Genomic DNA, 25,660 nt, shown 5'->3' on the forward strand with positions numbered 1-25,660 from the left:
TTAATAAGCAATATTCACAACTACTCCAATTTCTATGATGGCTCCTAAAAAAATTTATCTCATTTCATTGATCCTCCTCTGTGTATGTAGTGGAGTAAAAAATTCATTTGCGACACATATTTCGCAACCTATCTTAATCGACCCTAAAACACACTATGCTGTTGGCGACACCATTATTCTAAGTGGATGGGTGGAATACAATACCCAACCCGCGCCTGATGTTTTACTTCATTTCAAGCTAACTCGTTTTGATGGATTGCTAGTGGCGGATCAATCCTATCCTAGCAATCAAGAAGGCCATTTTGAATTTAAATTCGATACCCAAAAAGAAACTCCTGGTAAATATCAGTTCACCGTTACGTCGCATTGTCTGGAAATTCATCGATATGCTTGTATTTATAAAAATCAAACCCTACCCATTCAGTTAAACAATCCATAGCAATAACATATGATCCCGTAAAGCTTATTGAGTTTTGCAAAGCAAGGATATTTCAAGCTGCGTCCAATAAATGGACAGATTAACTGATATTATCCGTGCAGCTATAATGCCATCGTTTAGATAATTAAAACTAAGAAAGTTATGAGAATTGTTCACCGGCCTTACACGAAAAATTGTTGCTGTTATTTGTTGTTAACGTTTGCAATATTCACTTTATCGGCCTGTAACACGCGCGAAAGTCAACTAGTTGAGCGTGAAGCCAAGATTAGTGCTAGAGAATCAGAGCTAGTTTCCTTGTTATCTGAGCTGGTTGAACAAAAAAAAATGTTAGAAAAAAATGACTCCGAAAATCTTCCCGAAGCAATACAGGATTCAGCGAAGAAAACTTGTTCGTGCGATTCAAACCTTGACGAAGAAACCAAAAAGAAACTATCGGATATAACTGAGACTAGAACTAAAACATTATTGGGTGGCATAGAGAATGTTTTTCTCGATCCTCCTGGCATGGAATTTAGCGCACGAATCGATACCGGAGCACAAACTTCATCGTTGAATGCGCTCGATATTGTTGAGTTTGAAAGAGATGGGAAGCCATTCGTAAAATTCAACTTAATTCATCCGTTCACCGGAGATAAACTGGAACTGACCCGGCGATTACGGCGGCACGTACGTATTAAGGGACGTGGCGGCAGGGAATCACATCGTCGCCCGGTGGTCAAAATTCGTGTTGTACTCGCCGATATTGATGAGCAAATCAATTTTACACTGGAAGATCGCAGTCGCTTCAAACACCAAATACTGATCGGGCGCAATTTACTGCAAGATCTGGCTATTGTCGATGTCAGCAGGAGAAATGTTGCAACACCCAAAACCGAAAACTCAGATACAGCGAGCGAGATTAAATAATGCATGCAAAACTAAGGCTCTATATTCTCGTTATCCTAATCATGGGATTTGGAATTGGTCTGATTTTGTACAAGCACTTTGCTTTAGGATTTCCCTTATTACCAGACGACAAGAAAGCAGTCTGGACTATTGAAGCTCGAATAGATTTTGCCGCGCGCGGCGATCCTGTAATCGTATCTTTTGCATTACCCCCGAGGACTCCAGATATTGTTTTTATGAAAGAAGACTTCGCTTCCCCTGATTACGGGTTTAGTGAAGTTACTTCACCAACAGGGCGTCGTGCTGAGTGGAGCAAAAGAACCGCAAATGGCCCGCAAACAGCTTATTACCGACTTAGTCTATATGAGACCGAGCAAATTGTTTCTACTCAATTAACAGATGACCTTCCCGCAGAACCTGAGAAACCTGAATTTGATGAAGTTATCAAGACGGCAGCAATTACTCTGTTGGAACAGGTGCATAGCAGATCTGCCAACACTGAAATTTTTACTCGTGAATTGATCACCACATTAAACTCCAAGGCACCTAGTCAGAATCAGAGCCTGTTACTAAATGAAAAATCTAGTGAAGATTATAAAACTCATCTAATTATCAATCTGTTGGCAATGGAAGGAATCAGCGCACGTATTGTCCGCGGGCTGTACCTAGAAGATGGCCGTCGCAGACAATCACTCATCAATTTTGTGGAGGTTTATATTGGCGGGCAATGGCTCTTGTTCAATCAGAATACCGGCGTGCATGGAAAACCGGAGAATTTTCTGATCTGGCAGCGTGGCGATCAATCTTTGCTCGATGTAGTGGGCGGCAAGAACTCACAAATATCATTCGCTATCATTAAGAACGTTCATTCGACCCGCAATCTAGTGGTAAGCGATGGCATGAACAAACAAGCTGGCTTGGTGGATTTCTCTATCTACAGTCTACCCATTGAGCAGCAGAATGCATTCAAAATGATTTTATTGCTACCTATTGGCGCCTTAATAGTTGTTATCATGCGTTTACTGATAGGCATAAGGACTTCCGGAACTTTTATGCCCATTCTGATTGCATTAGCATTAATACAAACAACTTTGCTGACCGGCATTATCATTTTCTTAACAGTTGTCGGGATAGGATTACTGATCCGATCATACTTATCGCGTCTAAATCTCCTGTTTGTAGCGCGCATTTCGGCCGTGATTATTGTAGTGATCGCGATCATCGCAAGTATCAGCATTATCAGCAACAAACTTGGGCTCGATCAGGCCATGACGGTCACTTTCTTTCCAATGATTATTCTATCTTGGACCATTGAACGTATGTCGGTGCTATGGGAAGAAGATGGTCCCCGAGAAGTATTTATCCAGGGAGGCGGCAGTCTGTTGACGGCGGTGATTGCCTATTTATTTATGACCAACCAAACCGTTGAGTACCTGACTTTTAATTTTCCCGAATTGATGCTGGTTAATCTGGCCCTCATCCTGGTGCTGGGACAATATACCGGTTACCGTTTATCCGAGCTGTATCGTTTTCATTCACTGGAAAGACGCAATGTTTCTGGCAAGCGCTAGGAAACTCAGAAGTTTAGGCATCATCGGGATGAATCAAAGAAATTTTGGCTTGATCTCTCGTTATAACCCGCGCCATTTGTATCCCCTTGTTGATGACAAGCTCAAGACTAAACTGTTAGCGCAAAAAGCCGGCATTACGGTGCCGAAGTTACTCGGCACCGTGCAATATCAGCATGATGTCAAGTTATTGAAAGAAATACTCCACCCACATGATCAATTTGTAATCAAACCAGTCAAAGGAAGTGGGGGCAAAGGCATTCTGGTTATTACTGAACATGATCATAGTCTTTACTTCAAACCCAGTGGTGATTCCATCCAGCTGGTGGAAATTGAAAGACACGTATCAAATATTCTAAGCGGTTTACATAGTCTGGGCGGCAAACCGGATACTGTCATGATTGAATCGCTGATACAATTGGATCCAGTTTTTTCAGACTATAGTTACGAAGGTATTCCGGATATACGTATTATTGTTTTTCGAGGCTACCCTATCATGGCAATGCTACGACTGACGACGCATGTTTCGGATGGAAAAGCCAATTTACATCAAGGTGCAGTGGGTGTCGGGATCGATATAGGATCAGGCAAAGCGTTGCATGCAGTGCAATACGGCAAATCTATTTCGCACCACCCCGATACACGCAAGACATTTTCAGAACTAACGGTTCCTCATTGGGATAAACTGCTGCAACTTGCCGCTGCTTGTTATGAAATGACCGGCTTGGGGTATTTAGGTGCTGATCTGGTATTGGACAGAGATAAGGGTCCCATGATTATTGAACTTAACGCACGTCCTGGGCTAGCCATCCAAGTGGCTAACTTTTCTGGCCTAGCGCCACGTGTTGCCGCAATCGAGGCCCTTAAAACTATTGATCCCAATCCGAAACTACGCGCCGCTTTCAGCAAGACTCATTTCGCTGCCGATGCAGATATTCCATCGCTTCGTCAGCTCCGCACACGTAGTGATGACCCTTGACCTTGAAACTATTTTGCAAAATCAGACTTATCGCCAGTAAGTATTTTAATCATTTTTATTAATAATCACTTTGTTCCGACCTCTTTGTTTTGCTTGATAAAGTGCAGCATCAGCTGCTTCACTCAAGCTTGCAGCATCGGGAAAATGTGCAAGATCTGCTATACCGCAGCTAAAATTCACAAAAAATTCCTCATCGTGACTCAAATGTAATAGCCGCGAGAAAACATTACGTATCTCGTCAATCACTTTCGCTGCCGAAGTTGCATCTGTATCATTCATAATAATTGCAAATTCTTCGCCACCATACCGGCCGACAATATCTGTTTCTCTTAAGCGTTGCTTGAGCAACCGCGCTAAGCTTTTAATAACGCGATCACCTGCAGCATGCCCATAGGTATCATTGATATTCTTAAAAAAATCAATATCCACCATAGCAAATGATAATGAAGTATTCAATCGGCTGGAGCGTATTACTTCACGCGCCAGCTCTTCTTTGATGGCAGTATGGTTGAGTAAGCCGGTCAATCCATCATGAATCATTAAAGATCGTAAGAATCGTGCTCGAGTCACACGTGTTGTTACCGCTGAAATCAAATAGATCGGATCGATGGGCTTAACCAGAAAGTCATCACCGCTCAGGGTCATAGCTTCCGGTTGCGTATTGAAATCATTCTCAGAAGAAAGATAGACGATAGGTGTACTCAAAAAACCATCTATCTGCCGGATAATTTTCGCCAACTCCACACCATTACATCCCGGCATGTACAGATCCATCAAAATGAGATCAGGATTAAAATCATTCAATTTATCTAATAGTTGCATTGGCTCGGAAACCGTTCTTACATGCATTTCTGCCTGCTCTAATATGGCTGCATGATAAGCAAGCAGCGTTGGACTATCATCCACAATCAATACACGAAACGGCTCCTGAATTTGCGATGCTGTGATTAAGTCCAGTTGATCAATTAATTCATTAGAGTTAATGGGTTTTGTAAAATACGCGACACTGCCGGCTCGTACTGCACCTAGCCGATACGCCATATCGTCATGCGCTGAAATAAATATCACTCGAAGTGGCCGTGCCTGCCCTTTCTGAATTTGTTCCATGATTTGAATTCCGCCCATTTCATCCTCAGGAAACTCAATATCCATTAGGATAATCGCATGGGGACACTGCTCAACAGCGACACGGAATTTATCGAGATGATTGTAAACCTCAACTTCATAGCCATAATAACGTAACTGCAAAGCGAGTTCTTGCGCTGCCTCGTAATCATCTTCCACCACAAAAATTAGATTAGATGCGGGAATATTTGGAAGAAGCGCAGACTCATCAGTAGCTTTTGAAATAACCTCGATAGTTAGTATGGATTCTTTTTCAATCGAAATTTTCTTCAATTCAAGAATCTGCTGCAGAATCCGGGATGTTTGCAATGCATCGGCTGATATATCTTTCTGCATCAGGTTCTTAAGAACCTGTTCCAATGCTCGCGCCTCTATACTCAGTTCGGGATAACCAAATGTTTTTCCATTGCTGACTAAATTATGCACAGAACGATGCAGCTCTTGAAGCACTTTGACATCCCATTCAATTTGTAGCTTGGCCCAGAGAGCTTCAATTTCATCCATTCTATCTGGAAGCTCGTGCGCAAATAGTGCCAATAACAAGCGCATCCTTTCCCGAAATTCTTTGTGTTCTGTCATGTTCATAGTTTTATCTACCTAATGATGTGAGATTTCAGCTATCAGTTACATTGAAGGGAACTTCTCAATCCTGCTTGTTGTTTTCAAAGTAGATTCCAATAAAACACCCTGTTCCAAGGAGCAAGCGATTAATTCTGCAAGAGATTAAATCCGTACTCCCATTCACTCACTTTATTTTAAATAATAAGAATTTAATTTTTGAATCTAACATATAAAAATCAATTACTAAATCAAATTACTTCTAAACTTACTTATCATCATATACAAGATTGTAAACTCAATAAATAAAATTACGAACGAATTGACTCTATCGAAAGATAAAAATCTATTGCCAATATAAAGTAACTCATTGACTAAAAGCAGAAAAACAAAGATCTCCTGAAGACTGGAATTTTAATCAAGCTATGCAATATGACTCATGCTGCCAGCATTATAGCAGACCATATAGACTTCCCTTTAAAACAAAGTGTTGTACGTTAACTTGAAATCTAATCAACAACTTCGATTTCTGAAACAATGGATCGAGACCCAAATCCATAAAAAGTAGTGAAAAAAGCAAGCCGGTCACTATAATGCACTTTGACGATGGCCGCATTTTTTAAGGCTGTGACTGCAAAATCATACAAATCATGATCATCGATGAAGAAATGGCGAAACTTGCTGCCGCCAGTACCAACCTGTATGGTCATAAAATAGTTTCTATTCGCACTCCTGTTTTTAATCAAATTTGTGATCCTCCCGAACTCAACACCATGAGCTATTTCCCGATCCATAGTATAAATACTGCCAATAAGATGTTTCTGTTCCAATGGTTGATTCTGAATAACCGGATAAACTTCCACTAATTCGTTTACAGATGAGCAAGAAAGTAATGAATTATTCTTGGGTGTTTTAAATTCCAGCACGACATCACTACCAATGAGATTTTCAAGCTCTTCGTAGCGATCTTTCTCAAAACAAAACTGCCATGGATTAGAAACCAGATTAGGCGGCTGATTTCCAAGACTGATAAAAGTCATACTCTCATGGCCTAGCGATATTTCACCGACATAAGCTCTGGTTACATTAATATCGCGGCTTACCCTGCTTAATTGACCAGAGGCGTAACCTTCCGTCGAAAGAAGTAGCGGTCCAGCAATAGCCCATTTAGAAGAATAAATCAGCATAAGCAATAGAGACATCACAGTGATGCCAGAATACTTGAGTGATTTAGCCATAATTTTTATGCCCTTGTGTTTAAGTTGAGTTTGCATTACAAATATACCTTTAAACGAGATTTCAATATGCCTTTCGGCAGTGAGTCGATATAAATTTTTCCTATTGATGCTAATCTACACGATTAAAGTTAAATAAATACTGAATGGAGCAAGAGTCCATCACTAAACAACCACCTCGGAGAAAGCTATGAGTCGTTACAAGACACATCGATCACACCGTACTGGATGGTTACGTGCTGCTGTTCTCGGCGCCAATGATGGTATTGTTTCAACAGCGAGCCTTATTATCGGCGTAGCATCGGCCCGGGCAATGCATGCTGATATTCTTATTGCTGGCGCTGCCGGATTGGTTGCAGGTGCCATGTCTATGGCTGCAGGTGAATACGTATCGGTCAGCTCTCAATCAGATACAGAAAAAGCAGATCTTGAAATCGAAAAGGACTCACTAAAAAATGACTTTGAATTTGAGCTGAAGGAACTTGCCAATATTTATGAAAAAAGAGGATTGGATTCAAATTTAGCCCGGCAAGTAGCAGAGCAGCTAATGGCATATGATGCATTAGGAGCACATGCAAGAGATGAATTAGGCTTAGCTGAAAATGCTAGAGCTCGTCCCATTCAAGCCGCATTGTTCTCAGCGAGCACATTCACTATTGGCGCTGCGCTGCCATTATTGGTGGCATGGAATATGGCAGGTTCTCAACTTATACTCGCAGTTGCAGTATCATCACTGGTATTTCTGGCAACCTTAGGCGCTATGGCTGCACGCGCGGGCGGTGCAGTCATGTCTATCGGCGCAATCAGAGTTACATTCTGGGGCACACTTGCAATGAGCCTGACGGCGGCAGTCGGTAGATTATTTGATGTAACTGTATGATTTATTGCTACCAGGTAATAATAAATCATTGTCAAGACAAACCATCAATGCACACTTTGAGGTCGAAGCTGGTTTCCGATGATTTCGGCAGCGATGATCTGCAATCCCTGTTCAGGCATCAGTTTCGAACCATCCACTTGCCAACTCTTTCTATTAAGTGGATGTCCGGGATGCATAAGCTTACTCATAAAGTCCAACAAAAATCCGCTAATTATCCGCTGCGCTGATTGGCTGGTATCACCAAAGCTGCTTGCGCCATGAGTTGCCATCTGCTGCAAAAATAGAATAGCTTCATCTTTCGCGTGAAAATCATCTTTCGTCATGACTCCAGGTGCATTAAGCCACGAGTTTGCTTTGAGAAGCTCTAAGATTAATTCTGCAGCATGCTCTGCGGTGATAGTTTTCATCAAAGTCAAATCATCAGCATTTGTCTGATTAGTATCGATAATCAATTGCGGAAAAACTTAAAAATTACCCATAAAATCACCTTTGCCAACTGCCAATCCATTGTGTCGCAGAATTGCATAGGCGGTAGTCACATGGAAGAAAAATTGTGGCAGCCCATAGTTATTCAAATAGTTGTGTCCAAGCAGCTTTTTCTCTTTTGGTGTACCCGGGCGTAACACGATTTCACGCATCTCGCTGCCTTCGAATTGGGTGGGCGCCAAACTTTCAATAAACACCAGAGTTTTACTAATTCGCGCCTGCAGATCAGCAAAGGTCTGTTCATTATCTTCATACGCTGGCACTTCAACCCCTGCCAATCGCGCTGATACGCTCTTGGCAAAATCGGCGGCGACTTGCACCTGGCGAAGCAAAGGAAACATATCAGGATACAGCCGGGCATTCAGTAACACTGCTGGTTCAAATTTTTTTTCGGCTGCGTAAGCTTCGGCTTTAGTTAAAATACCGCTTAAACTGTTTAATAATTGTTTAAAAACGGGTATGGATGTTTTGTGCATGTAAGAGCTGATCATACGATTTTCCCGGTTAATTGATGAAAGACATTATTGAATATTGCAGTGAAGTATCTCATGAACGAATGTGAATTAGCACGAACAACGCATGAAATATGATTAACCGAGATAATTAATTGACCCTGAAAAAGAAAAGTATTCAATATAGTCATTTTGACAATTCATCAGAAAATGGCTATAAGTGTCTGCAAGAATGCACTTACGATTCAAAGTATGAGATCTTTGAACTGATGGTGATTATGTCGCAACTGTAAAGGAAGGAGCGGATTGGAGTATAGCTGAGAGTTCTGCTAAGAATCAGGGCAAGCCAAAATAAGAACTGCGTCAGCATGGGATTTTCTTGTACCCCGAAGCCTTACCATGGGGTAGTTACAAAAAATAAACGCGACTACGCTACCGTATCATTCCGGCGTGCTGTATATATAACGCTCAAGCTGATGTATTATAAATTGATGTTCTGAAATCGTATCCTTAACCAGATCGCCAATCGATATTAAACCTATCACACGGTCGCCATCCAGAACGGGCAAATGACGAACCCGCATTTCTGTAACCAATGCCATACAATCCGTATTGGTATAGTCCGGACTAACATATGCCACCTGACGAGTCATAAGTTCATTGACACGCACATCCGTTAATGGCTTGTTCAAAAGATACGATTTCCGGGAAAAATCTCTTTCTGTCAGAATACCCACCAATTTGCCACCGTCCATTACCAGCAATGCACCAATGTTGTTGGAGGACATTTGCTGCATAGCATCGATGAGCGAATCTTCAGGAGATACAATTTTAACCTCATGTCCTTTTTCATCTAATAACTGTCTTACGGTTTTCATGGCAATCCCCCTTTTTTCCTACAAAATAAATCTAGTTTCTATTCATATCCAAATGACAATTCTAGCATAGCATCTCGGTTCAGCGAACGCATAGCCTATGAGAAATGACAACAATTCTTTCACTTGACAAGCGACTAAACTTACCGTAGTTTTTTAATGAAACAGTTCTTTCCTGAACGTGGTCATATTTTCAACTGTTTCGACGCTTTTGACTGCAGAAATTAACAGGCATGAACGAAGCTGATATGAACGATTCCGAGAACCGTTCATAAAAACATAGGGGATGCCGCAATGCAAAACCTTTCACCCGCTACCGTTATTGGTCTTTTTGCGCTACTTGTATTGTTCGCGCTATCAGGTTTGTTATGGCTTTCCCACTGGCTGGGGGGATACCGTTCACAGTGGGACAAGGAACAACCCTATGAATGCGGTATTCCCCCAACAGGTGATGCGCGTGCCCGTATGCCGGTGCGCTTCTATGTGGTCGCGGTCTCTTTTCTGATATTCGATATTGAAGCAGCGTTCTTGTTCATCTGGGCTGTAACTTACTGGGAGCTGGGCGCACAAGGCGTGATTGGTGCCTGTGTGTTTATCATGATTTTGCTGTTCGGCTTAATTTATGAATGGCGCAAAGGAGGTTTGGCATGGACTCCGGACAAAACAACCAGGGGCCTTTAACAGCCGTTTTCGGCAAACTGGAAGAAGCCGTTTCTTGGGGACGAAAGTATTCCTTATGGCCATTCAATTTTGGCCTTTCATGCTGTTTTGTCGAGATGATGGCGGCATTCACGCCGCGCCACGACATAGCCCGTTTCGGCGCCGAAGTAATGCGCGGCTCACCACGGCAGGCCGACCTGTTAATTGTTTCGGGGACGGTGTTCATCAAAATGGCGCCCATGATCCTACGGCTCTATCATCAGATGCTCGAACCCAAATGGGTTATCTCCATGGGCTCATGCGCCAATTCCGGCGGCATGTACGATATCTACAGCGTTGTTCAGGGAATAGACAAGATTTTGCCGGTGGATATTTATGTGCCAGGCTGTCCTCCACGACCGGAAGCATTATTACAAGGTTTAGTCTTATTACAGGAATCAATTGGCAACGAACGCCGACCGCTTGGCCTGAGAATCGAGGGATAATTGATGACTGATGGAGAAATGGTGCTTATCTCGCAATTAGAGTCGCGCTTTAACGCGGTTTCCAGCGAACTGCCCTGTGACGGAGTCACTACCTTATCAGTGCTACCGGAACGTATTACCGAAACACTCAAATTTCTCAAACATGAGGCAACGCCCCAGTTTGAGATGCTCTTTGACTTGTCTGCAATAGACGAAACAAAAAGAAACGGCGGTCTGACCGTGTTCTATCAACTGCTATCACTATCCGGAAATGCTGATTTACGTATAAAAGTTAATCTACCTGCAGAAGATCCAGTATTGCCCAGCATTTGCACTATCTGGAATGCCGCCAATTGGTATGAACGTGAGCTCTATGACATGTTCGGGATCCACGTCGACGATCACCCCAATCTACAACGGATTCTAATGCCCGAATATTGGGAAGGCCATCCCCTGCGCAAAGAACATCCTAATCGTGCCACAGAAATGCCACCCTACCAGCTGCCTGAGGCACGTTATCGTGAGATTATGGAAAGTTACCGCGCCGAGGATTATCACGAACCAGCAAATATCGCCGAAGAAATGACTCTTAATATCGGCCCTACGCATCCAGGCACACATGGTTTGCTACGTCTGGTCGTGCGGCTGGAAGGCGAAGAGATCCGCGACGTACGTCCTGATATTGGATTTCATCACCGTGGCGCCGAAAAAATGGCCGAGCGCCAGACCTTTCACAGCTACATTCCTTATACTGACCGCATAGACTATCTATCCGGCGTACAAAATGAACTACCTTACCTACTGGCGGTAGAACAGCTTGCTGGGATTACGGTTCCGCAACGCGCGCAGGTAATCCGTGTGATGCTTTGTGAGTTGTTCCGTATTTCCAGCCATCTAGTCTGGTTGGCCAGCTACTCTCATGACTTGGGTGCTTTGGCGCCTCCATTCTATGCGTTCCGAGATCGTGAGTATCTGTTCGATGTAATTGAATTGATTACGGGTGGACGTATGCACCCGGCTTTTTTTCGCATCGGCGGCGTAGCAATGGATTTACCTGAAGGTTGGCACGAAGCATTACAAGACTTTCTGAAACGCATGCCTGCTGCGATAGATGAGTATCAGGCACTACTCACGAGCAACCCCATCATGCGCCTGCGTACTCGCGGCATTGGCGTTCTGACCACCGCGCAAGCGATCGACTGGGGATTCAGCGGACCTAATCTCCGCGCCTGTGGATTTGCATGGGATTTACGCAAATGTCGCCCCTACAGTGGATATGAGCAGTATGATTTCGAAGTGCCTACCGCAATCGAAGGCGATTCCCTGGCCCGCGCCGAAGTGCGTCTGGAAGAAATCCGTCAAAGCCTTTACATCGTTGAACAAGCCATGCAAAACATGCCTGGCGGCCCGGTTCTTTCCGACCAGGCACGCTATGCCTTTGCGCGCAAGGAAGCAACATTGCAAGATATTGAAACACTAATCCACCATTTCATTACCGTAGGGCGAGGAATGGCCTTTCCACCCGGAGAAAGCCTGTTTATCACCGAAGCCCCCAAGGGGATGAACGGCTATTTTGTCGTCAGCAACGGCACGGAACATCCTTACCGCCTGCGCATTCGTACGCCTTCTTTTCCGCACATGCAGGCCCTTGCGTCACTCGCAACAGGACATTTCCTGGCAGACTTGATCGCTATACTCGGATCAATCGACTACGTCCTGGCCGACATCGATCGCTAAAGGGATTGCAGACATGAATAATATCTTGAAAGAATTGCAAAAAGATCTGCTCCACCTGCCACGCACCCATCCGAAGCGCCGGGCGGTGGCAATACCGGCAATGCAGGCGTTGCAAGCCGAATTGGGTTATCTCGACGATGCGGCAATTGAGAAAATCGCACAGATTACCGGCCTATCTACAACCGAAGCAGAAGAACTGGCTACATTCTACAGCTTAATTTATCGCCGGCCTGCAGGCCGACACACTGTCCGGATCTGTGACAGCGTCTGCTGCAGCATGCGCGGCGCAGATCAGTTATTGACAGCAGCCGAAGAATATATTCGTACGCCTTTAGGCACGGTTACTCCAGATGGCGCTCTTACCGTTTTACCTGGCATTTGTCTGGGTCTGTGCGACAAAGCGCCTGCGGCACTTGTCGACGGAGAAGCGTTGGGACCATTGAACGATGCATCTCTGAAAGCGCTGCTGCAACGCTTGCAGCAAAAGGATTAGCGCGCCATGGAAGCTTTACTGACTCGTCATCTTGACCCAGTCGCTCCACTGAACCTGGTCGCTTACCAAGCAACCGGCGGCTATCGCAGTCTGACTTCAGCTTTTGATCTCAAGCCTGAAAAAATTATTGGCATAGTTGAAGCCGCTAATCTGCGCGGCCGCGGCGGCGCAGGCTTCCCATGCGGTCTGAAGTGGCGCCTGCGAGGTGCTGATGCGCCATCGCCACGCTACCTGATCTGTAATTTGGATGAGTCTGAGCCTGGCACTTTCAAGGATCGTTACTTGCTTTATGGCGGCCCTCATCAGATCATTGAATCAATCATTGTTTCCGCCTTTGCACTACAGGCCGAACGCGCTTTCATATTTGTACGGGGCGAGTACGCCAAAGGCGGGAATGCTTTGAATCAAGCTATTCAGGAAGCAGAAACGGCCGGATTGTTGGGAACTAATATCAGAGGTAGCGGCTTTAATCTACAGATCGAAGCGCATCTGAGCGGCGGACGCTATATCTGTGGTGAAGAAACCGCACAGATTAACGCTATTGAAGGCAAGCGCCCCAACCCCCGCCACAAGATACCGCGACCCAGCACGCATGGGTTATGGGGACAGCCCACCACCACAAATAACGTCGAAACACTGATCAATGTACCGCATATTCTGCTCAATGGCGCGGACTGGTTTCGTGAACTTGGTGTCAATGGTGGCTGTGGTTCCAAATTATTTTGTGTCAGCGGCAAAGTAAAGCATTCAGGCCTGTTTGAACTGCCATGCGGCACGCCGGCCCGGGAATTGATCTTCGAACATGCTGGCGGCCTTGACGAGAACAGAGCACTGCTCGGCTTCTTGCCGGGTGGTGCTTCAACAGCTTTTTTGTTACCCAAACACCTTGATGTACCAATGGATTTTGATCCTATCGCAAAAGCAGGATCAAGACTTGGCACAGGCAGTATCATTGTCCTGGATGACGCCACCTGCCCGGTTGAAGTTACGTTGAACCTGATGCGCTTCTTTGCACGTGAATCCTGCGGTTTTTGCACGCCCTGCCGAGACGGATTGCCCTATCTAACACAGATTCTAACTACTATCAGCTCTGGTTCAGGTCGAGCTGATGACTTGGCACTCCTAGATGAACTGTGCGCCACAATTGCTTCACAATCTTTTTGCGCCTTTGCGCCAGGCGCAGTGATGCCACTCGTCAGCAGCCTAAAATGCTTTCACGATCATTACGAGCACCATGTTACAACAGGTCGTTGCCCATTTAACGAAGCTAACAAAAACGGGGCATAACCATGGGTAAAATTATGCTTGACGGTCATGCCATCCCCTTTAAACTGGGCGACAACATTCTCCAGACTGCGCTGGAAGCAAATCTAGAAATCCCCCATTTCTGTTACCATGCTGCACTTGGTAGTCTCGGTGCCTGTCGTCTCTGTGCCGTGGAGATCACCCCTAAAGATTCCGGCAAAGCTCCAAGGGTTGCAATGGCCTGCCTCGAGCCCTCCGAAGACGGACTTAAAGTCTCCGTTTCTGCCATTGCAGCACAGCAGGTAAGGCAGCACGTGATCGAATTCTTGATGATCAATCATCCTCATGACTGCCCAATCTGTGACGAAGGTGGAGAATGTCACTTGCAGGATATGACTGTCGTCTGTGGTCCGCCCTATCGCCGCTACCGCGGCCGTAAACGCACCTTCCCGAATCAGGATTTAGGCCCCTTAATTCACCATGAGATGAACCGCTGCATTACCTGCTATCGCTGCACCCGATTTTACCAGGACTATGCGCTAGGCAACGATCTCGGCGCAATGCGCCTGCGCAATGAAGTATATTTTGGGCGTTTTCAGGACGGTCCGCTGGAGAATCCCTTCGCCGGCAATTTAGTTGAGGTTTGCCCGACCGGGGTCTTTACTGATGCCATATTCCGGCAGCACTTTGCCAGGGTCTGGGACTTGAAAACCGCACCTTCCATCTGTCCCCATTGCAGCGTCGGCTGCAATACCCTGCCTGGCGCAAGAGATGGCACACTGCGCCGCGTGCGCAATCGTGCTCATCCTGAACTCAATCGATGGTTTATCTGTGATCGTGGCCGTTACGGTCATCAATACAGCGAACACAGTGCCCGGCCGCTAGCACCGCGTGTTTCAGGTACAGATACGAGTTATCATGATGCGCTTAACGCCGCTGCTTCACAGATCAAATCGACTCAAGATTGCATCGGAGGACTCGGATCGACACGGGAGGATCTGGAAGGTAACGCAATGCTGCAGGCTTTACTGAACAACCTGGGCGGTATCTTTACTGCATTTAGTGATCCCAAACTAGAAACAGCAACAATCGCAGCCGTCAGTTCACTTCAAAATATAGGTAACGCACCATCCCTTGCGGAAATAGAACAAATAGACGCAGCATTAATTATTGGCGATCTAACCGCTCATGCGCCTATGATCGATCTAGCCCTGCGCCAGGCTTACCGTAAAGGTGCCAAACTAGCGTTTCTGTACAGCAGTCCCACGCCACTGGCGCAATTCGCAACTACTGCAATAACCGTATCACCACAGGAAATGTGCACAGAACTATCGCGTTTATATCAACTGATAAATGCTCAATCTGCAGCCGAAGACATAACTGATACACCAATGACAGATATCGCAGCGTCTCTGATGGGAGCCCGGAAATCACTGCTGATTGGCGCTATCGAAACTATGACTTCCCAAGAGGTATCTACACTTTCGAAACTGGCCACTGCACTTGGATCGGACACCAAACTCGCATACGCATTTTCTGGAGCAAATGCTTATGGAGCCGCTCTACTCTCACCTACAGGCAGTGCTGTGGCTATGCTTGAAGCAGTTGAAGCTGGTCAGATCCGGATCCTGATTGTTGCTGGCAATGATCCACTCGGTGATTCACGTTTTGGCACGCGCTGGCGTGCCGCCTGCCGCAACCTTAGCGCTCTTATCGTTCTCGATTGTATTTTGACCGCTACTGCAAAAGCAGCAGATATTCTGTTTCCAGTAGCTGCCTGGACAGAGCGTGGCGGCACTTTCATCAATTATGAAGGCCGTGCTCAAGGCTTCGCGACTGTCTTTCACCGCCCAGAATACCTTCCCAACGTAGCTAGGGTAATTACAGATCTGGCTCAGTATCTTGGTCACTCCTTACAAGCTGCTCCATCTGTGCTAGGTGATATCTTTTCTGACTTTCAAATACCCAAACCCGGCACAACGGGATCACTGATAACCGCCCCCTCCTTGCCCATGCCTGCCACTGCATCCGCACATTCAATTCAAGAATCTTGCAATAGTACATGGCAAGCCGCTTTAGCGAGCTGGTATGGCGATGAAGCACTTGCCAGCTTTGCACCGGGCCTGATGGCACTCACACCTAAAACTGTCGCGATGATCGAACCGACCTCAGCCATTGATGCAGGCATCAAGAATGGTTCGAAAATAAAATTGCGTGGTTCTTCCGGCTCAATGGTTCTATCTGTGCGGTTTAATCAGGATGTGGCAACCGGTACAATTGCCATTGCACGCAACGTGCTCGTCCAATTGGGTGTCGGTCACGGCGATTCACTTGAACTGGAGCAGGTTCTATGAATTTCACCCAATGGCTTCTCGCGTTTTCCGGCCTAGGATTAGTGCTGCTGGGACTGTTGTTTATTGCTGCTCTTATGGTATATGGCGAGCGCCGGATACTCGCCCTGCTGCAGGATCGCCTTGGTCCTAATCGCGCCGGTCCTTTTGGCTTGTTACAACCCGTTGCTGACTTTCTCAAACTGTTGACCAAAGAACATTTCGTACCACCTTTTGCCGATCGAAACATCTATATCATTGCTCCCATTATCGTGCCTTTCACCGCACTGCTTAGCTTTGTTGTCGTTCCAGTGAGCGATGATTGGTGGTTGGCGGATCTCAATATTGCACTGTTATTTATACTGGCGCTCTCCTCGCTGCGAGTTTACGGCATCATGCTCGGCGGATGGGCATCCAACAGCAAGTATCCACTGTTCGGCGGCCTACGCTCCGCTGCACAGATGATCAGTTATGAACTGCCTATGAGTCTTGCTCTTATGGGTGTCGTTATATTAAGCGGTTCCTTCAGCCTGGTGGATATCGTCGCGGCCCAGGAATTACCATTTATTATTTTTCAACCCATTGGATTCATGATCTTTCTCGTATGCGGTATTGCCGAGACTAATCGTCTGCCATTCGATCTTCCCGAAGCAGAAAACGAGTTGGCATCCGGCTACAATACCGAATACGGTGACATCAAATTCGCTTTCTATTATCTGGGTGAGTATATCGGCGTACTGCTCATCGCGGCGTTGATAGCGGTACTGTTTCTGGGTGGCTGGCATGGTCCCTGGCTACCTGGTGTCTTCTGGTTTATGCTAAAGACACTGGTATTAATTTTCCTATTTTTCTGGTTGCGCACTAGCCTGCCCCGACTGCGTTATGATCAACTCATGAATAGTGGCTGGAAACTGCTGTTGCCGGCAGCCTTGATTAATCTTCTGGGTACAGCTTTATTAGGGCTGTTCTGGATGGAAGGTTAATAATCATGAATAAAAAACAGACAAACAATTACACATTAGCACTGATTAAAGGATTAGGCCGTTCACTATGGGCGGTTCTGCGCCATGCTTTCGTAAAACGTGAGACAGTATCTTATCCAGACATCAAGCGAACATTGCCTTCACGCTGGCGTGGACGCATTGTTCTGACACGTGACCCTGATGGTGAAGAGCGGTGTGTCGCCTGTTACTTATGCTCGGCTGTCTGTCCGGTAGATTGTATCCATCTGCAGGCTCGTCAAAATGGCGATGGCCGCCGTTACCCAGAAACCTTTTCTATCGATTTCAGCCGCTGTATTTTTTGCGGTTTTTGTGAAGAAGCCTGTCCAACACTGGCGATTCAGCTTACACCGGATTTCGAAATGTGTGAGCGGCATCATGAAAGCCTAGTTTACGAGAAAAACCAATTGCTGATTGACGGTCAGGGAAAACATCCCGGCTATAATTTTTATCGGCATGCCGGTGTGGCGATACCCGGCAAAGCCATCGGCGAAGCTGAAGGTGACACGCCGCCTGTGGATCGTGATAATAATTTGCCCTGACAAAAGAATAATTGACCTATTGGCCAAGCAGCACAGCAATTGACCACGAATAGAACGGAATAAGTAAAAATCATGACAACAACCATTAATTTAATGAATAAAGCTTATGTATGAAGTTATTTTCTATCTCACTGCCGCCATCGCGGTGCTTGCTGCCGCTGCGATATTGAAAGTGACCCACCCGGTGCATGCCGCGCTTTACCTCGTCATCTCATTGCTGGCATTGGCACTGATATTTTTTCTCCTCGGCGCACCACTACTGGCGGCACTGCAAGTCATGATTTACGCCGGTGCAATCATGGTTCTGTTTCTTTTTCTGATTATGGTAATGAACCTGCGATCCGAACGAAATCAGTCACTTCCTCTGCCCTCTGGCTGGAAAGGGCCTGCATTCCTGGCGCTGATTCTGTGGCTGGAGCTCCTGCTATTACTCAACAGATATCCGGCAGAAGAAACAAATGAAAATACGGCAATTGAACCTAAAGCAGTAGGGCATGCACTGTTCGGACCATATCTTGTGTTGGTAGAAGCCGCTGCAGTTTTACTACTGGCAGCACTTATTGCCGCTCTTTATCTTAGCCGCAAAGGACGCTCATGATTCCTTTAACTCATAGTCTTATTATTGCAGCGCTATTGTTCACCCTGGGGCTCTTGATCATACTGCTACGACGCGAGCTGCTCTTCATATTGATGGGATTGGAGGTCATGTTCAACGGAGCGGCTTTGACAGCCATAGCGGCCGGTCAATACTGGAATAATGCTGATGGTCAGGTACTGACCATCTTCCTGATGGTAGTAACTGCTGCTGAGTTGGCCGTAGCGCTGATTCTGGTATGGCTGGCCTATGAACACTTCAAGGTAACACAAGTAAATATGCTCACCCAACTCAAGGATGATACTCGAGGTGAACCGCCATGAGTCAGCTTCTGTGGTTGATTCCTGGCGCACCCATGTTGAGCGCACTGATCATTGCCTTGTTGGGAGGGCTACTGCAACGTAGACATCTCGCTATCTTGGCGACTTGTGCTGCGGCCATTGCTTTTCTAGTCGTGCTGCTGACATGGCTGGCCGGTGCCGCTACCAGCCAGCCATTACAACAAACGCTTTACACCTGGATAGCGGTGGGCAACTGGAATCCAACGATAGGATTTACCCTGGATCGTCTTGCTCTGGTAATGGTGAGCGTAGTAAGCGGCATCGGTTTACTGATTCATATTTACTCGATAACTTTCATGGCCGAAGACAACGATCAACGCCGCTACTATTTTTTCCTCAACTTGTTTCTCGCAGGTATGCTCATTCTAGTACTTGCTGATAATCTGCTGCTTCTCTATCTGGGATGGGAACTGGTCGGACTCTGTTCTTTTGCCCTGATCGGCTTTTGGTATCGTGAACCAATGCGGGCCAGCGCAGGACGCAAAGCATTCGTCACCACTCGTATTGGCGACATGTCACTGGCACTCGGTATCTTTCTTTTGTACAGCCAGTTTAACGATCTGTCACTGTCATATCTGCTTGCAAATGCCACTGCGCAGTGGGAAACGGGTTCACAGCTGGCCACACTAACAGCGCTCCTGATACTTGGCGGAGCTATCGGTAAATCGGCGCAGTTACCACTCCAGGTCTGGTTACCGGACGCCATGGCTGGCCCCAGTCCGGTCTCTGCATTGATTCACGCCGCCACCATGGTCACAGCCGGAGTCTATTTAATCGCCCGCACTTATCCTTTGTTCGAACTGGCACCTCATGTTCAGTGGTCGGTGGCAGCCATTGGTACGTTAACGATTGTCTATGGAGCCAGCGCTGCTCTGGCGCAAAACGATTTCAAACGCGTATTGGCATACTCCACTATCAGTCAGGTCGGTTATATGTTTCTAGCGCTGGGTTGTGGCGCTTATGCGCTGGCACTGTTCCATCTGGTTACGCATGCCTTTTTTAAATCCTTGTTGTTCCTGGCAGCGGGAACAGTAATCCACTTTAGCGGAAATGAACACAATATTCATAATCTGGGCAGACTTGACAATCACTCACCTCTGGTTCGATGGACTTTTCTGATCGGCGCTGCTTCGTTAGCAGGATTCCCCTTAATTACCGCTGGATTTTATAGTAAAGAGGCCATTCTTACCGCTACGTGGTCGGCACCTGCAGGCCCTTTATTATGGGCTTTTGCAGCTTTCGGTGTACTGTTGACTGCAGTTTATATCTTTCGTGTTTATTTTATTGTTTTTCAGGGTTCTCGATCCAACGCTTCAACACCATCAGCTCCCGGTTCAATGACATGGCCATTGCTTATCTTAGCCTTGCTCAGCCTTATTGGCGGATTTGTTGAGTTTCCAGTAGGTTGGCTGGCTCCTCACCAGTGGAGCGTATGGTTGGAAGATGAATTCAGGTTAACAGTGCATCCTCCGCTTGAGATTGCTTACAGCCTGCAATTCATCACCAGTCTGTTGACATTAATCGGTATCGGACTGGCCCTTGTGCTAGTGCGCCGTGAACAGGCAGGCCATTACCTGACCAAAATAATTTTTTTACGTACCGGATGGGGTTTCGATGCTCTTTACCAAACCATGTTGATACAACCGTATTTCAGCCTGGCTCGCTTATTAAAGGCCACAGATGCGCTTTTAATTGAGGGAATACTGCATAAAATGACACATGCATGCCTGCTCCTTGCCTCCGCCTGCCGCAGAGGTGTAGAGCACGGTGTGCTGGATAAGAGTATCGCTGGCTTGTTAGCAGGATTTCGATTCGGATATGCACGACTCAGCGCCACACAAAATGGCTTGTTAAGTCGCTATGCTCTGATGATCAGCATGGGAGCCGTCTTTTTGTTAAGCTATTGGTTATGGTGAGAATACTATGTACTGGATAAGCGTTCTAATATTTCTGCCTTTGTCAGGAGCGCTCATAATTGCGTTGACAAGCCGCTTTTCTGTAAACTGTGTTCGCTGGCTAGCACTGGCCATTACGGTCGGCGAGCTATTGATTGCATTGAGTCTTTGGTGGAGCGCAAGCCCTGATTCAAATGGCTACCTGTACCTAGTCCAGGCTCCCTGGATTCCGATAATGGGTATTCAGTTTCTGCTGGGCATGGATGGCCTCAGCCTGTTGCTGGTACTTCTGACCGCACTACTTGTTCCGATAGCTATACTTGTGTCATGGAACTCAATTCGCCACAACTGGCCTGCTTACGCCGCACTACTACTTGCAACCCAAGCCGGCATCATGGGCGTCTTTCTGGCATTGGATCTAATATTGTTCTACGTATTCTGGGAGCTCATGCTGGTGCCGATGTATTTTCTAATCGCATTATGGGGCCATGAACGGCGGCTCTACGCCGCCTACAAATTCTTTCTTTTTACAGTTACCGGCTCTCTATTAATGCTGGTGGCTATTCTGGGATTGTATTTTATTCACGGCGAACAAACCGGCGTTTACACATTCAGCTACTTTGATCTACTGCACACCAATCTGTCTGACGGTATCGGAATGTGGCTTATGCTCGGGTTTTTCGTAGCATTCGCTGTTAAAATTCCACTCTTCCCGATCCACAGTTGGTTACCTGACGCCCATACAGAAGCTCCGACAGCAGGCAGTATCATTCTTGCTGGCCTATTACTGAAAACAGGTGCCTATGGCCTGCTACGTTTCTGCTTGCCGCTTTTCCCCGAAGCCTCCGTAGATTTTGCACCATTTGCTATGGCTTTGGGTGTTATCGGTATTCTCTACGGTGCCCTACTGGCTCTGGTACAAGAAGATATGAAACGCCTGATTGCCTACTCCTCTATCAGCCACCTCGGCTTTGTCGTTTTTGGAATTTATGCCTGGAATCAGGAGGGCTTGCACGGCGCAATGCTTCTGATGCTTGCTCACGGCGTGACAACAAGCGCAATGTTTGCCATTGTCGGCATGCTGGAAGAACGCGTCGGTACCCGCTTGTTGCCCCGCATGGGCGGCCTGCTGTCACCCATGCCACGCTTGGGCGCCATGCTGTTGCTTTTCACACTCTCAGCCATGGGCATGCCGGGATTAGCCAATTTCGTCGGTGAATTTCTGGTTCTTGCTGGTGTATACCAGGTCTCAATCGGGCTTGCCATAGCGGGTGTCATAGGCATTGTTGCAAGCGCTATTTATCTGCTATGGATGTACCAGCGCGCCATGTTGGGCGAAATAAGTAGCGACCACGCATGGAACGACCTTGATCACCGCGAAATGCTGATACTTGGGTTACTGGCAATCACTGTGCTTTGGCTCGGACTGTACCCGGCTCCTTTCCTGGATTATTTGCAAGCTCCGGCAAGCGTTATTATCGAATCGAATACTGCAACATTGGCAGGAACAGAAGATGCATTCCGCAGACCTGATTAGCCTAGCGCCTTTCATTGTACTCATATTGGGTGGACTGACAGTACTGGCTCTAGGCATCTGGCCGCAGCATGTCTCTACGCGGACCTTAGCGACGGTTTCGGCACTGTTTCTATTGCTCGGGGCTGCGACTACTATGCTCTGGGAAACACCTCAGACAGTAAGCGGCATGCTTATCATTGACAATTTAGGGAGATTGTTTGCTCAGTTTTTTATGTTAGGTGCTGTAGCCATCATAATTCTATCTTTTAACTATGCGCCCACCAAGAATGAAGTGCGAGAAGAGTATTTGAGCCTGATCGTATTTGCAACCTTGGGAATGACTTTGCTCGTGACCTCGCATAACCTTGTTACGGCATTTGTTGGACTCGAAATTCTGGCCGTACCACTTTTCGCACTTATTGCCTGGAAACCACAGCGAAGTGGCGCAATTGAGGGTAGCGTGAAATATGCCATACTCGCTGGTTTTGCAGCTGCTTTTTTTCTATACGGAATCACTCTAGCTTATGCCAGTACCGGCACACTGAATCTGGCAGCACTGGGTTCTATAACTATCGACAATTCTTTACTGATAGTCGCTGTAACCTTGATCCTGGTTGGCGTTGGATTCAAACTCGCGCTGGTTCCTTTTCATATGTGGGCGCCTGACATTTATCAGGCTGCGCCCGCTCCGATAACAGCACTATTCGCTAGCATTGCAAAGGTGGCAGTATTAGTGTTTTTGATCCGGTTATTATGTCTGCAACTACAACATATATGGGAAGCTTTGCTACCATTATTAGGGATTCTTGCCGTAGTCACTATGATAGCTGGTAATTTATTAGCACTGCATCAGCAGAATTTGAAAAGATTACTAGCCTATTCGTCCATCGCCCATCTCGGCTATATTCTGGTTGCGCTGGCAGCAGGGAATTCCCTGGGACGTGACGCTGCTATTTACTATGCTTTGACCTATGCACTGATGAATCTGGGTATTTTTGCTGTTGTAGCTGCCTTTTCTCACCCCAACCAGGATCGCCAGAATCTGGAAGAATATCGTGGATTTGGACGACGATTTCCTGCACTGGGTATAGCCATAGGGATATGTTTCCTGGCTCTTGCAGGCCTTCCTCCAACCGCAGGATTTGTTGCCAAACTGCTCGCGTTTGGTGCCGCCATCGAGGCCGGTCATATGGCACTTGCGATCATAGCGGTGATTAACACGGCACTCGCTTTTTATTATTACTTACGCATCTTAATTGTATTTTATGGAGAAGAATCTACAAGAGAGAATGTCATGTATCTCTCACAGGGAACACTATCCATCGTGACTATTACCAGTTTACTTATCATCGGATTGGGTGTTTTCCCCGAGTGGATATTGGATTTTATTAAAACTCTTTGATTGAGTTGTGCTTCGATTATTTCTGCCACAGTAAATTAATCGACAAAACAATCACCATAAAACAAATAATCCAAAAAACAATAGGAGCCGCGCCTCCCTTGAATTTAAGGCCACCTATTTCAAATTCTATTGGTCCTGTCGATATTCGCAAAATCAGTGTGACAAAAAGTGAACCCAGACCAGCCATAGGTAATCCGATTAATACCGGGAATTGCTCTTTAACCATATTTTTCCAGTAATCACCAGGTGTATTATGGAAATTGGTTAGCTTATACAACATGAGTGTCCCGAAACAGGTCAGGATAATTACCACAACCCAGCTTATAAAGATTCGCAAGCGTACATTGTGTGATTCATCCGTCGTAACTTCTAAGTTTTTTTGTTCTTCACTCATATATTTATCTCGGCTTTATCATTCTTAAACAAAACGTTATTTTAAGTCAATGTAGCGAAGTTCATGATCTGATTTTATCGAATACAAGTTCTCAATAATATCAGGACGGTTGCGGAGGCACTTTTATCCATTCACCGGAGCATTGCTTAACATACGGATAATATCCTTCCGGATTACGACAATAGTACCAGTAATTATTTCTTTGCACAGTAGCTGGCCGGGGCGCCACATTTTGTTGAATATACGTTGGTCTTATTGCCGGGGCGGTGACAACGCCAACAGGATAACCACCTAATGGATAATAGCTTTCAAATTGGCGATAAGGACCAAACGCATAATTATTATAGAAGCCACCTACCCTTCGTGCGCTGTAGAAACCAACGCTATTAAAAGGTGCAAAACCAGCATAACCAATCCCCCAACCAGGACCCCAACCCCAACCCCAGCCTGGCCCCCAGCCCCAACTTGGGCCTAATCCCCAGCCTAATCCCAATCCCAGACCAAATCCTAAACCAAACCCATCGAAATGGTGATGATGCCCATGATGATTGTCATGGTGGTGATCAGAATTATGATGGTTTGCAGTATTTTGATCCGCCTGTACGTTGTTTTGTATATTCACATTCTGAGTGTTGGAGCCTTCCTGATTTGTTCCATCGGCTCCCGTTGAATCGTTATTCTCAATGGCTTGATTATCTGGAGTCTCGGTATCTTGTGAAACAGCGCTGTCTTGAGCAACTTCATTGTCAGAGTCGGAATTATTTTCATTAATTGCGTTTTGGACGGAAGGGTCAGCTTGATTAACATCATCTCTTTGAGCAGATGTTCCAATTTCGCTCGATTCATCGGGAGTCGCCAAGTTATCTTGGAAGGATTCTGGTGCAATTTCTTTACTTTGTGCAGCGTCAGTATTTAAATCAGCGTTATTATTCACACCAAAATCATCCGTTTGGTTAAATTCACCCGTTTGATTTAAGTCGTTTTCCGAGTTTAAATCATCGGCAAAATCGATACTTTCTTGTTGATCCAACGCATTATCTGGATAAAATGCATCGTCTTGCCCAAAATCACCTTGATCATAACTCTCTTCGAAACCACTATTCTGGTCATAGTAATCTCCAGAATCAAAACCGCCATCATCAAAATTGTCATGGCCTCCGCCATCGTAGCTGTCGTAACTGTCGTAACCTCCATCATAACCCCCATCATAACCCCCTCCGTCGAAGTCTCCACCATCGAAACCTCCTCCATCATAACCACCGTCGAAGCCACCTCCATCAAAGCCTCCCCCGTCAAAGCCTCCGCCGTCTTCAGCTCCTACAGTGCTGATTAAAAAAACGCTGCATAGCGCAATTGCCATACACGTGATTTTAAATTTTTTCATATACCCCTCACCTTTTGATTTCCCATTTACAGCTATATTAGCTGTGTTAGTCTGAACAGATACTGAATAAAGCTTTGGGTTTTTTATTATGGTTTCGATACCTTAGTAGTTAGCGGGGCAGTCAGTAAGCTCTTCAAAAGTAACATAAATTAATGCACCTTATTATTCGTGAGATTGTG

24 protein-coding genes and 1 pseudogene are annotated in these 25,660 nt (G+C 46.0%); 18 read left to right on the plus strand and 7 right to left on the minus strand.

Annotated features, from left to right (window positions below):
• The first annotated feature begins 34 nt into the window (after positions 1-34).
• The 4 genes from K2Q13_RS07900 to K2Q13_RS07915 all read left to right on the plus strand — a co-directional run bounded on the left by K2Q13_RS07900 (position 35) and on the right by K2Q13_RS07915 (position 3,871).
• Complete coding sequence (locus tag K2Q13_RS07900) at positions 35-439, plus strand: hypothetical protein (protein ID WP_292920518.1); 405 nt, start codon at positions 35-37, stop codon at positions 437-439.
• Positions 440-763: 324 nt separating this feature from the next.
• The gene (locus tag K2Q13_RS07905) at positions 764-1,345 is read left to right on the plus strand and encodes a RimK/LysX family protein (RefSeq protein WP_292920519.1); all 582 of its coding nucleotides are present in this window, start codon (positions 764-766) and stop codon (positions 1,343-1,345) included.
• Positions 1,345-2,895: an inactive transglutaminase family protein gene (locus K2Q13_RS07910; protein ID WP_292920520.1), complete on the plus strand. Its 1,551-nt coding sequence runs from the start codon at positions 1,345-1,347 to the stop codon at positions 2,893-2,895. The genes K2Q13_RS07905 and K2Q13_RS07910 overlap by 1 nt, the downstream gene beginning before the upstream one ends.
• Positions 2,896-2,923: 28 nt before the next feature.
• Entirely contained in the window at positions 2,924-3,871 is a 948-nt protein-coding gene (locus K2Q13_RS07915; protein ID WP_292920521.1) for an alpha-L-glutamate ligase-like protein, read from the plus strand.
• 45 nt (positions 3,872-3,916) lie between these two features.
• Here the strand turns inward: K2Q13_RS07915 and K2Q13_RS07920 are convergent, their stop codons facing one another.
• Entirely contained in the window at positions 3,917-5,581 is a 1,665-nt protein-coding gene (locus tag K2Q13_RS07920; protein ID WP_292920522.1) for a diguanylate cyclase, read from the minus strand.
• Positions 5,582-6,063: 482 nt separating this feature from the next.
• Positions 6,064-6,792 (minus strand): hypothetical protein, encoded by a 729-nt coding sequence (locus K2Q13_RS07925; protein WP_292920523.1) that lies wholly within the window; start codon positions 6,790-6,792, stop codon positions 6,064-6,066.
• A gap of 187 nt (positions 6,793-6,979) precedes the next feature.
• Between K2Q13_RS07925 and K2Q13_RS07930 the strand changes: the two genes are divergently transcribed.
• Positions 6,980-7,669, plus strand: coding sequence for a VIT family protein (locus K2Q13_RS07930; protein WP_292920524.1), 690 nt, complete (start codon positions 6,980-6,982; stop codon positions 7,667-7,669).
• 44 nt (positions 7,670-7,713) lie between these two features.
• Here K2Q13_RS07930 and K2Q13_RS07935 read toward each other — a convergent pair whose 3' ends face one another.
• The 3 genes from K2Q13_RS07935 to K2Q13_RS07945 all read right to left on the minus strand — a co-directional run bounded on the left by K2Q13_RS07935 (position 7,714) and on the right by K2Q13_RS07945 (position 9,485).
• Complete coding sequence (locus K2Q13_RS07935; protein ID WP_292920525.1) at positions 7,714-8,076, minus strand: hypothetical protein; 363 nt, start codon at positions 8,074-8,076, stop codon at positions 7,714-7,716.
• A gap of 57 nt (positions 8,077-8,133) precedes the next feature.
• Complete coding sequence (locus tag K2Q13_RS07940; RefSeq protein WP_292920526.1) at positions 8,134-8,646, minus strand: DUF1993 domain-containing protein; 513 nt, start codon at positions 8,644-8,646, stop codon at positions 8,134-8,136.
• Between the two features lie 401 nt (positions 8,647-9,047).
• Positions 9,048-9,485, minus strand: coding sequence for a CBS domain-containing protein (locus K2Q13_RS07945; RefSeq protein ID WP_292920527.1), 438 nt, complete (start codon positions 9,483-9,485; stop codon positions 9,048-9,050).
• A gap of 291 nt (positions 9,486-9,776) precedes the next feature.
• Between K2Q13_RS07945 and K2Q13_RS07950 the strand changes: the two genes are divergently transcribed.
• The 13 genes and pseudogenes from K2Q13_RS07950 to K2Q13_RS08010 all read left to right on the plus strand — a co-directional run bounded on the left by K2Q13_RS07950 (position 9,777) and on the right by K2Q13_RS08010 (position 23,703).
• Positions 9,777-10,163, plus strand: a complete 387-nt coding sequence (locus K2Q13_RS07950; RefSeq protein WP_292920528.1) for an NADH-quinone oxidoreductase subunit A — start codon at positions 9,777-9,779, stop codon at positions 10,161-10,163.
• Positions 10,130-10,606 (plus strand): annotated as a pseudogene (locus K2Q13_RS07955) (NADH-quinone oxidoreductase subunit B family protein); the annotation flags it as partial. The gene K2Q13_RS07950 and the pseudogene K2Q13_RS07955, both read left to right, overlap by 34 nt.
• A 24-nt stretch (positions 10,607-10,630) precedes the next feature.
• A complete protein-coding gene (gene nuoD / locus K2Q13_RS07960) occupies positions 10,631-12,343 on the plus strand; it encodes an NADH dehydrogenase (quinone) subunit D (protein WP_292920530.1) in 1,713 nt (570 codons plus the stop codon).
• A 13-nt stretch (positions 12,344-12,356) separates the two neighbouring features.
• Positions 12,357-12,836: an NADH-quinone oxidoreductase subunit NuoE gene (gene nuoE / locus K2Q13_RS07965; RefSeq protein WP_292920531.1), complete on the plus strand. Its 480-nt coding sequence runs from the start codon at positions 12,357-12,359 to the stop codon at positions 12,834-12,836.
• Positions 12,837-12,842: 6 nt separating this feature from the next.
• A complete protein-coding gene (locus tag K2Q13_RS07970) occupies positions 12,843-14,123 on the plus strand; it encodes an NADH-ubiquinone oxidoreductase-F iron-sulfur binding region domain-containing protein (RefSeq protein WP_292920532.1) in 1,281 nt (426 codons plus the stop codon).
• A 2-nt stretch (positions 14,124-14,125) separates the two neighbouring features.
• Positions 14,126-16,435: an NADH-quinone oxidoreductase subunit NuoG gene (gene nuoG, locus K2Q13_RS07975; protein WP_292920533.1), complete on the plus strand. Its 2,310-nt coding sequence runs from the start codon at positions 14,126-14,128 to the stop codon at positions 16,433-16,435.
• Positions 16,432-17,394 (plus strand): NADH-quinone oxidoreductase subunit NuoH, encoded by a 963-nt coding sequence (gene nuoH / locus K2Q13_RS07980; RefSeq protein ID WP_292920534.1) that lies wholly within the window; start codon positions 16,432-16,434, stop codon positions 17,392-17,394. Before nuoG ends, nuoH begins: the two co-directional genes overlap by 4 nt.
• A 5-nt stretch (positions 17,395-17,399) precedes the next feature.
• A complete protein-coding gene (gene nuoI / locus K2Q13_RS07985; RefSeq protein ID WP_292920535.1) occupies positions 17,400-17,954 on the plus strand; it encodes an NADH-quinone oxidoreductase subunit NuoI in 555 nt (184 codons plus the stop codon).
• A gap of 106 nt (positions 17,955-18,060) precedes the next feature.
• Positions 18,061-18,552 carry an NADH-quinone oxidoreductase subunit J gene (locus K2Q13_RS07990; protein WP_292920536.1) on the plus strand — a complete coding sequence of 164 codons (492 nt, stop codon included), beginning with the start codon at positions 18,061-18,063 and terminating at the stop codon, positions 18,550-18,552.
• Entirely contained in the window at positions 18,549-18,872 is a 324-nt protein-coding gene (gene nuoK, locus K2Q13_RS07995) for an NADH-quinone oxidoreductase subunit NuoK (protein WP_292920537.1), read from the plus strand. The genes K2Q13_RS07990 and nuoK overlap by 4 nt, the downstream gene beginning before the upstream one ends.
• Complete coding sequence (gene nuoL, locus K2Q13_RS08000) at positions 18,869-20,806, plus strand: NADH-quinone oxidoreductase subunit L (protein WP_292920538.1); 1,938 nt, start codon at positions 18,869-18,871, stop codon at positions 20,804-20,806. Before nuoK ends, nuoL begins: the two co-directional genes overlap by 4 nt.
• A gap of 7 nt (positions 20,807-20,813) precedes the next feature.
• On the plus strand, positions 20,814-22,322 hold the full coding sequence (locus tag K2Q13_RS08005; RefSeq protein ID WP_292920539.1) for an NADH-quinone oxidoreductase subunit M: 1,509 nt from the start codon (positions 20,814-20,816) through the stop codon (positions 22,320-22,322).
• Positions 22,300-23,703 carry an NADH-quinone oxidoreductase subunit N gene (locus tag K2Q13_RS08010; RefSeq protein WP_292920540.1) on the plus strand — a complete coding sequence of 468 codons (1,404 nt, stop codon included), beginning with the start codon at positions 22,300-22,302 and terminating at the stop codon, positions 23,701-23,703. The genes K2Q13_RS08005 and K2Q13_RS08010 overlap by 23 nt, the downstream gene beginning before the upstream one ends.
• 16 nt (positions 23,704-23,719) lie before the next feature.
• Here the strand turns inward: K2Q13_RS08010 and K2Q13_RS08015 are convergent, their stop codons facing one another.
• A complete protein-coding gene (locus K2Q13_RS08015) occupies positions 23,720-24,097 on the minus strand; it encodes a hypothetical protein (protein ID WP_292920541.1) in 378 nt (125 codons plus the stop codon).
• 100 nt (positions 24,098-24,197) lie between these two features.
• A complete protein-coding gene (locus tag K2Q13_RS08020) occupies positions 24,198-25,481 on the minus strand; it encodes a hypothetical protein (RefSeq protein ID WP_292920542.1) in 1,284 nt (427 codons plus the stop codon).
• Positions 25,482-25,660: the final 179 nt, after the last annotated feature.

It is taken from the genome of Nitrosomonas sp., assembly GCF_019752095.1.
Lineage (GTDB): Bacteria > Pseudomonadota > Gammaproteobacteria > Burkholderiales > Nitrosomonadaceae > Nitrosomonas.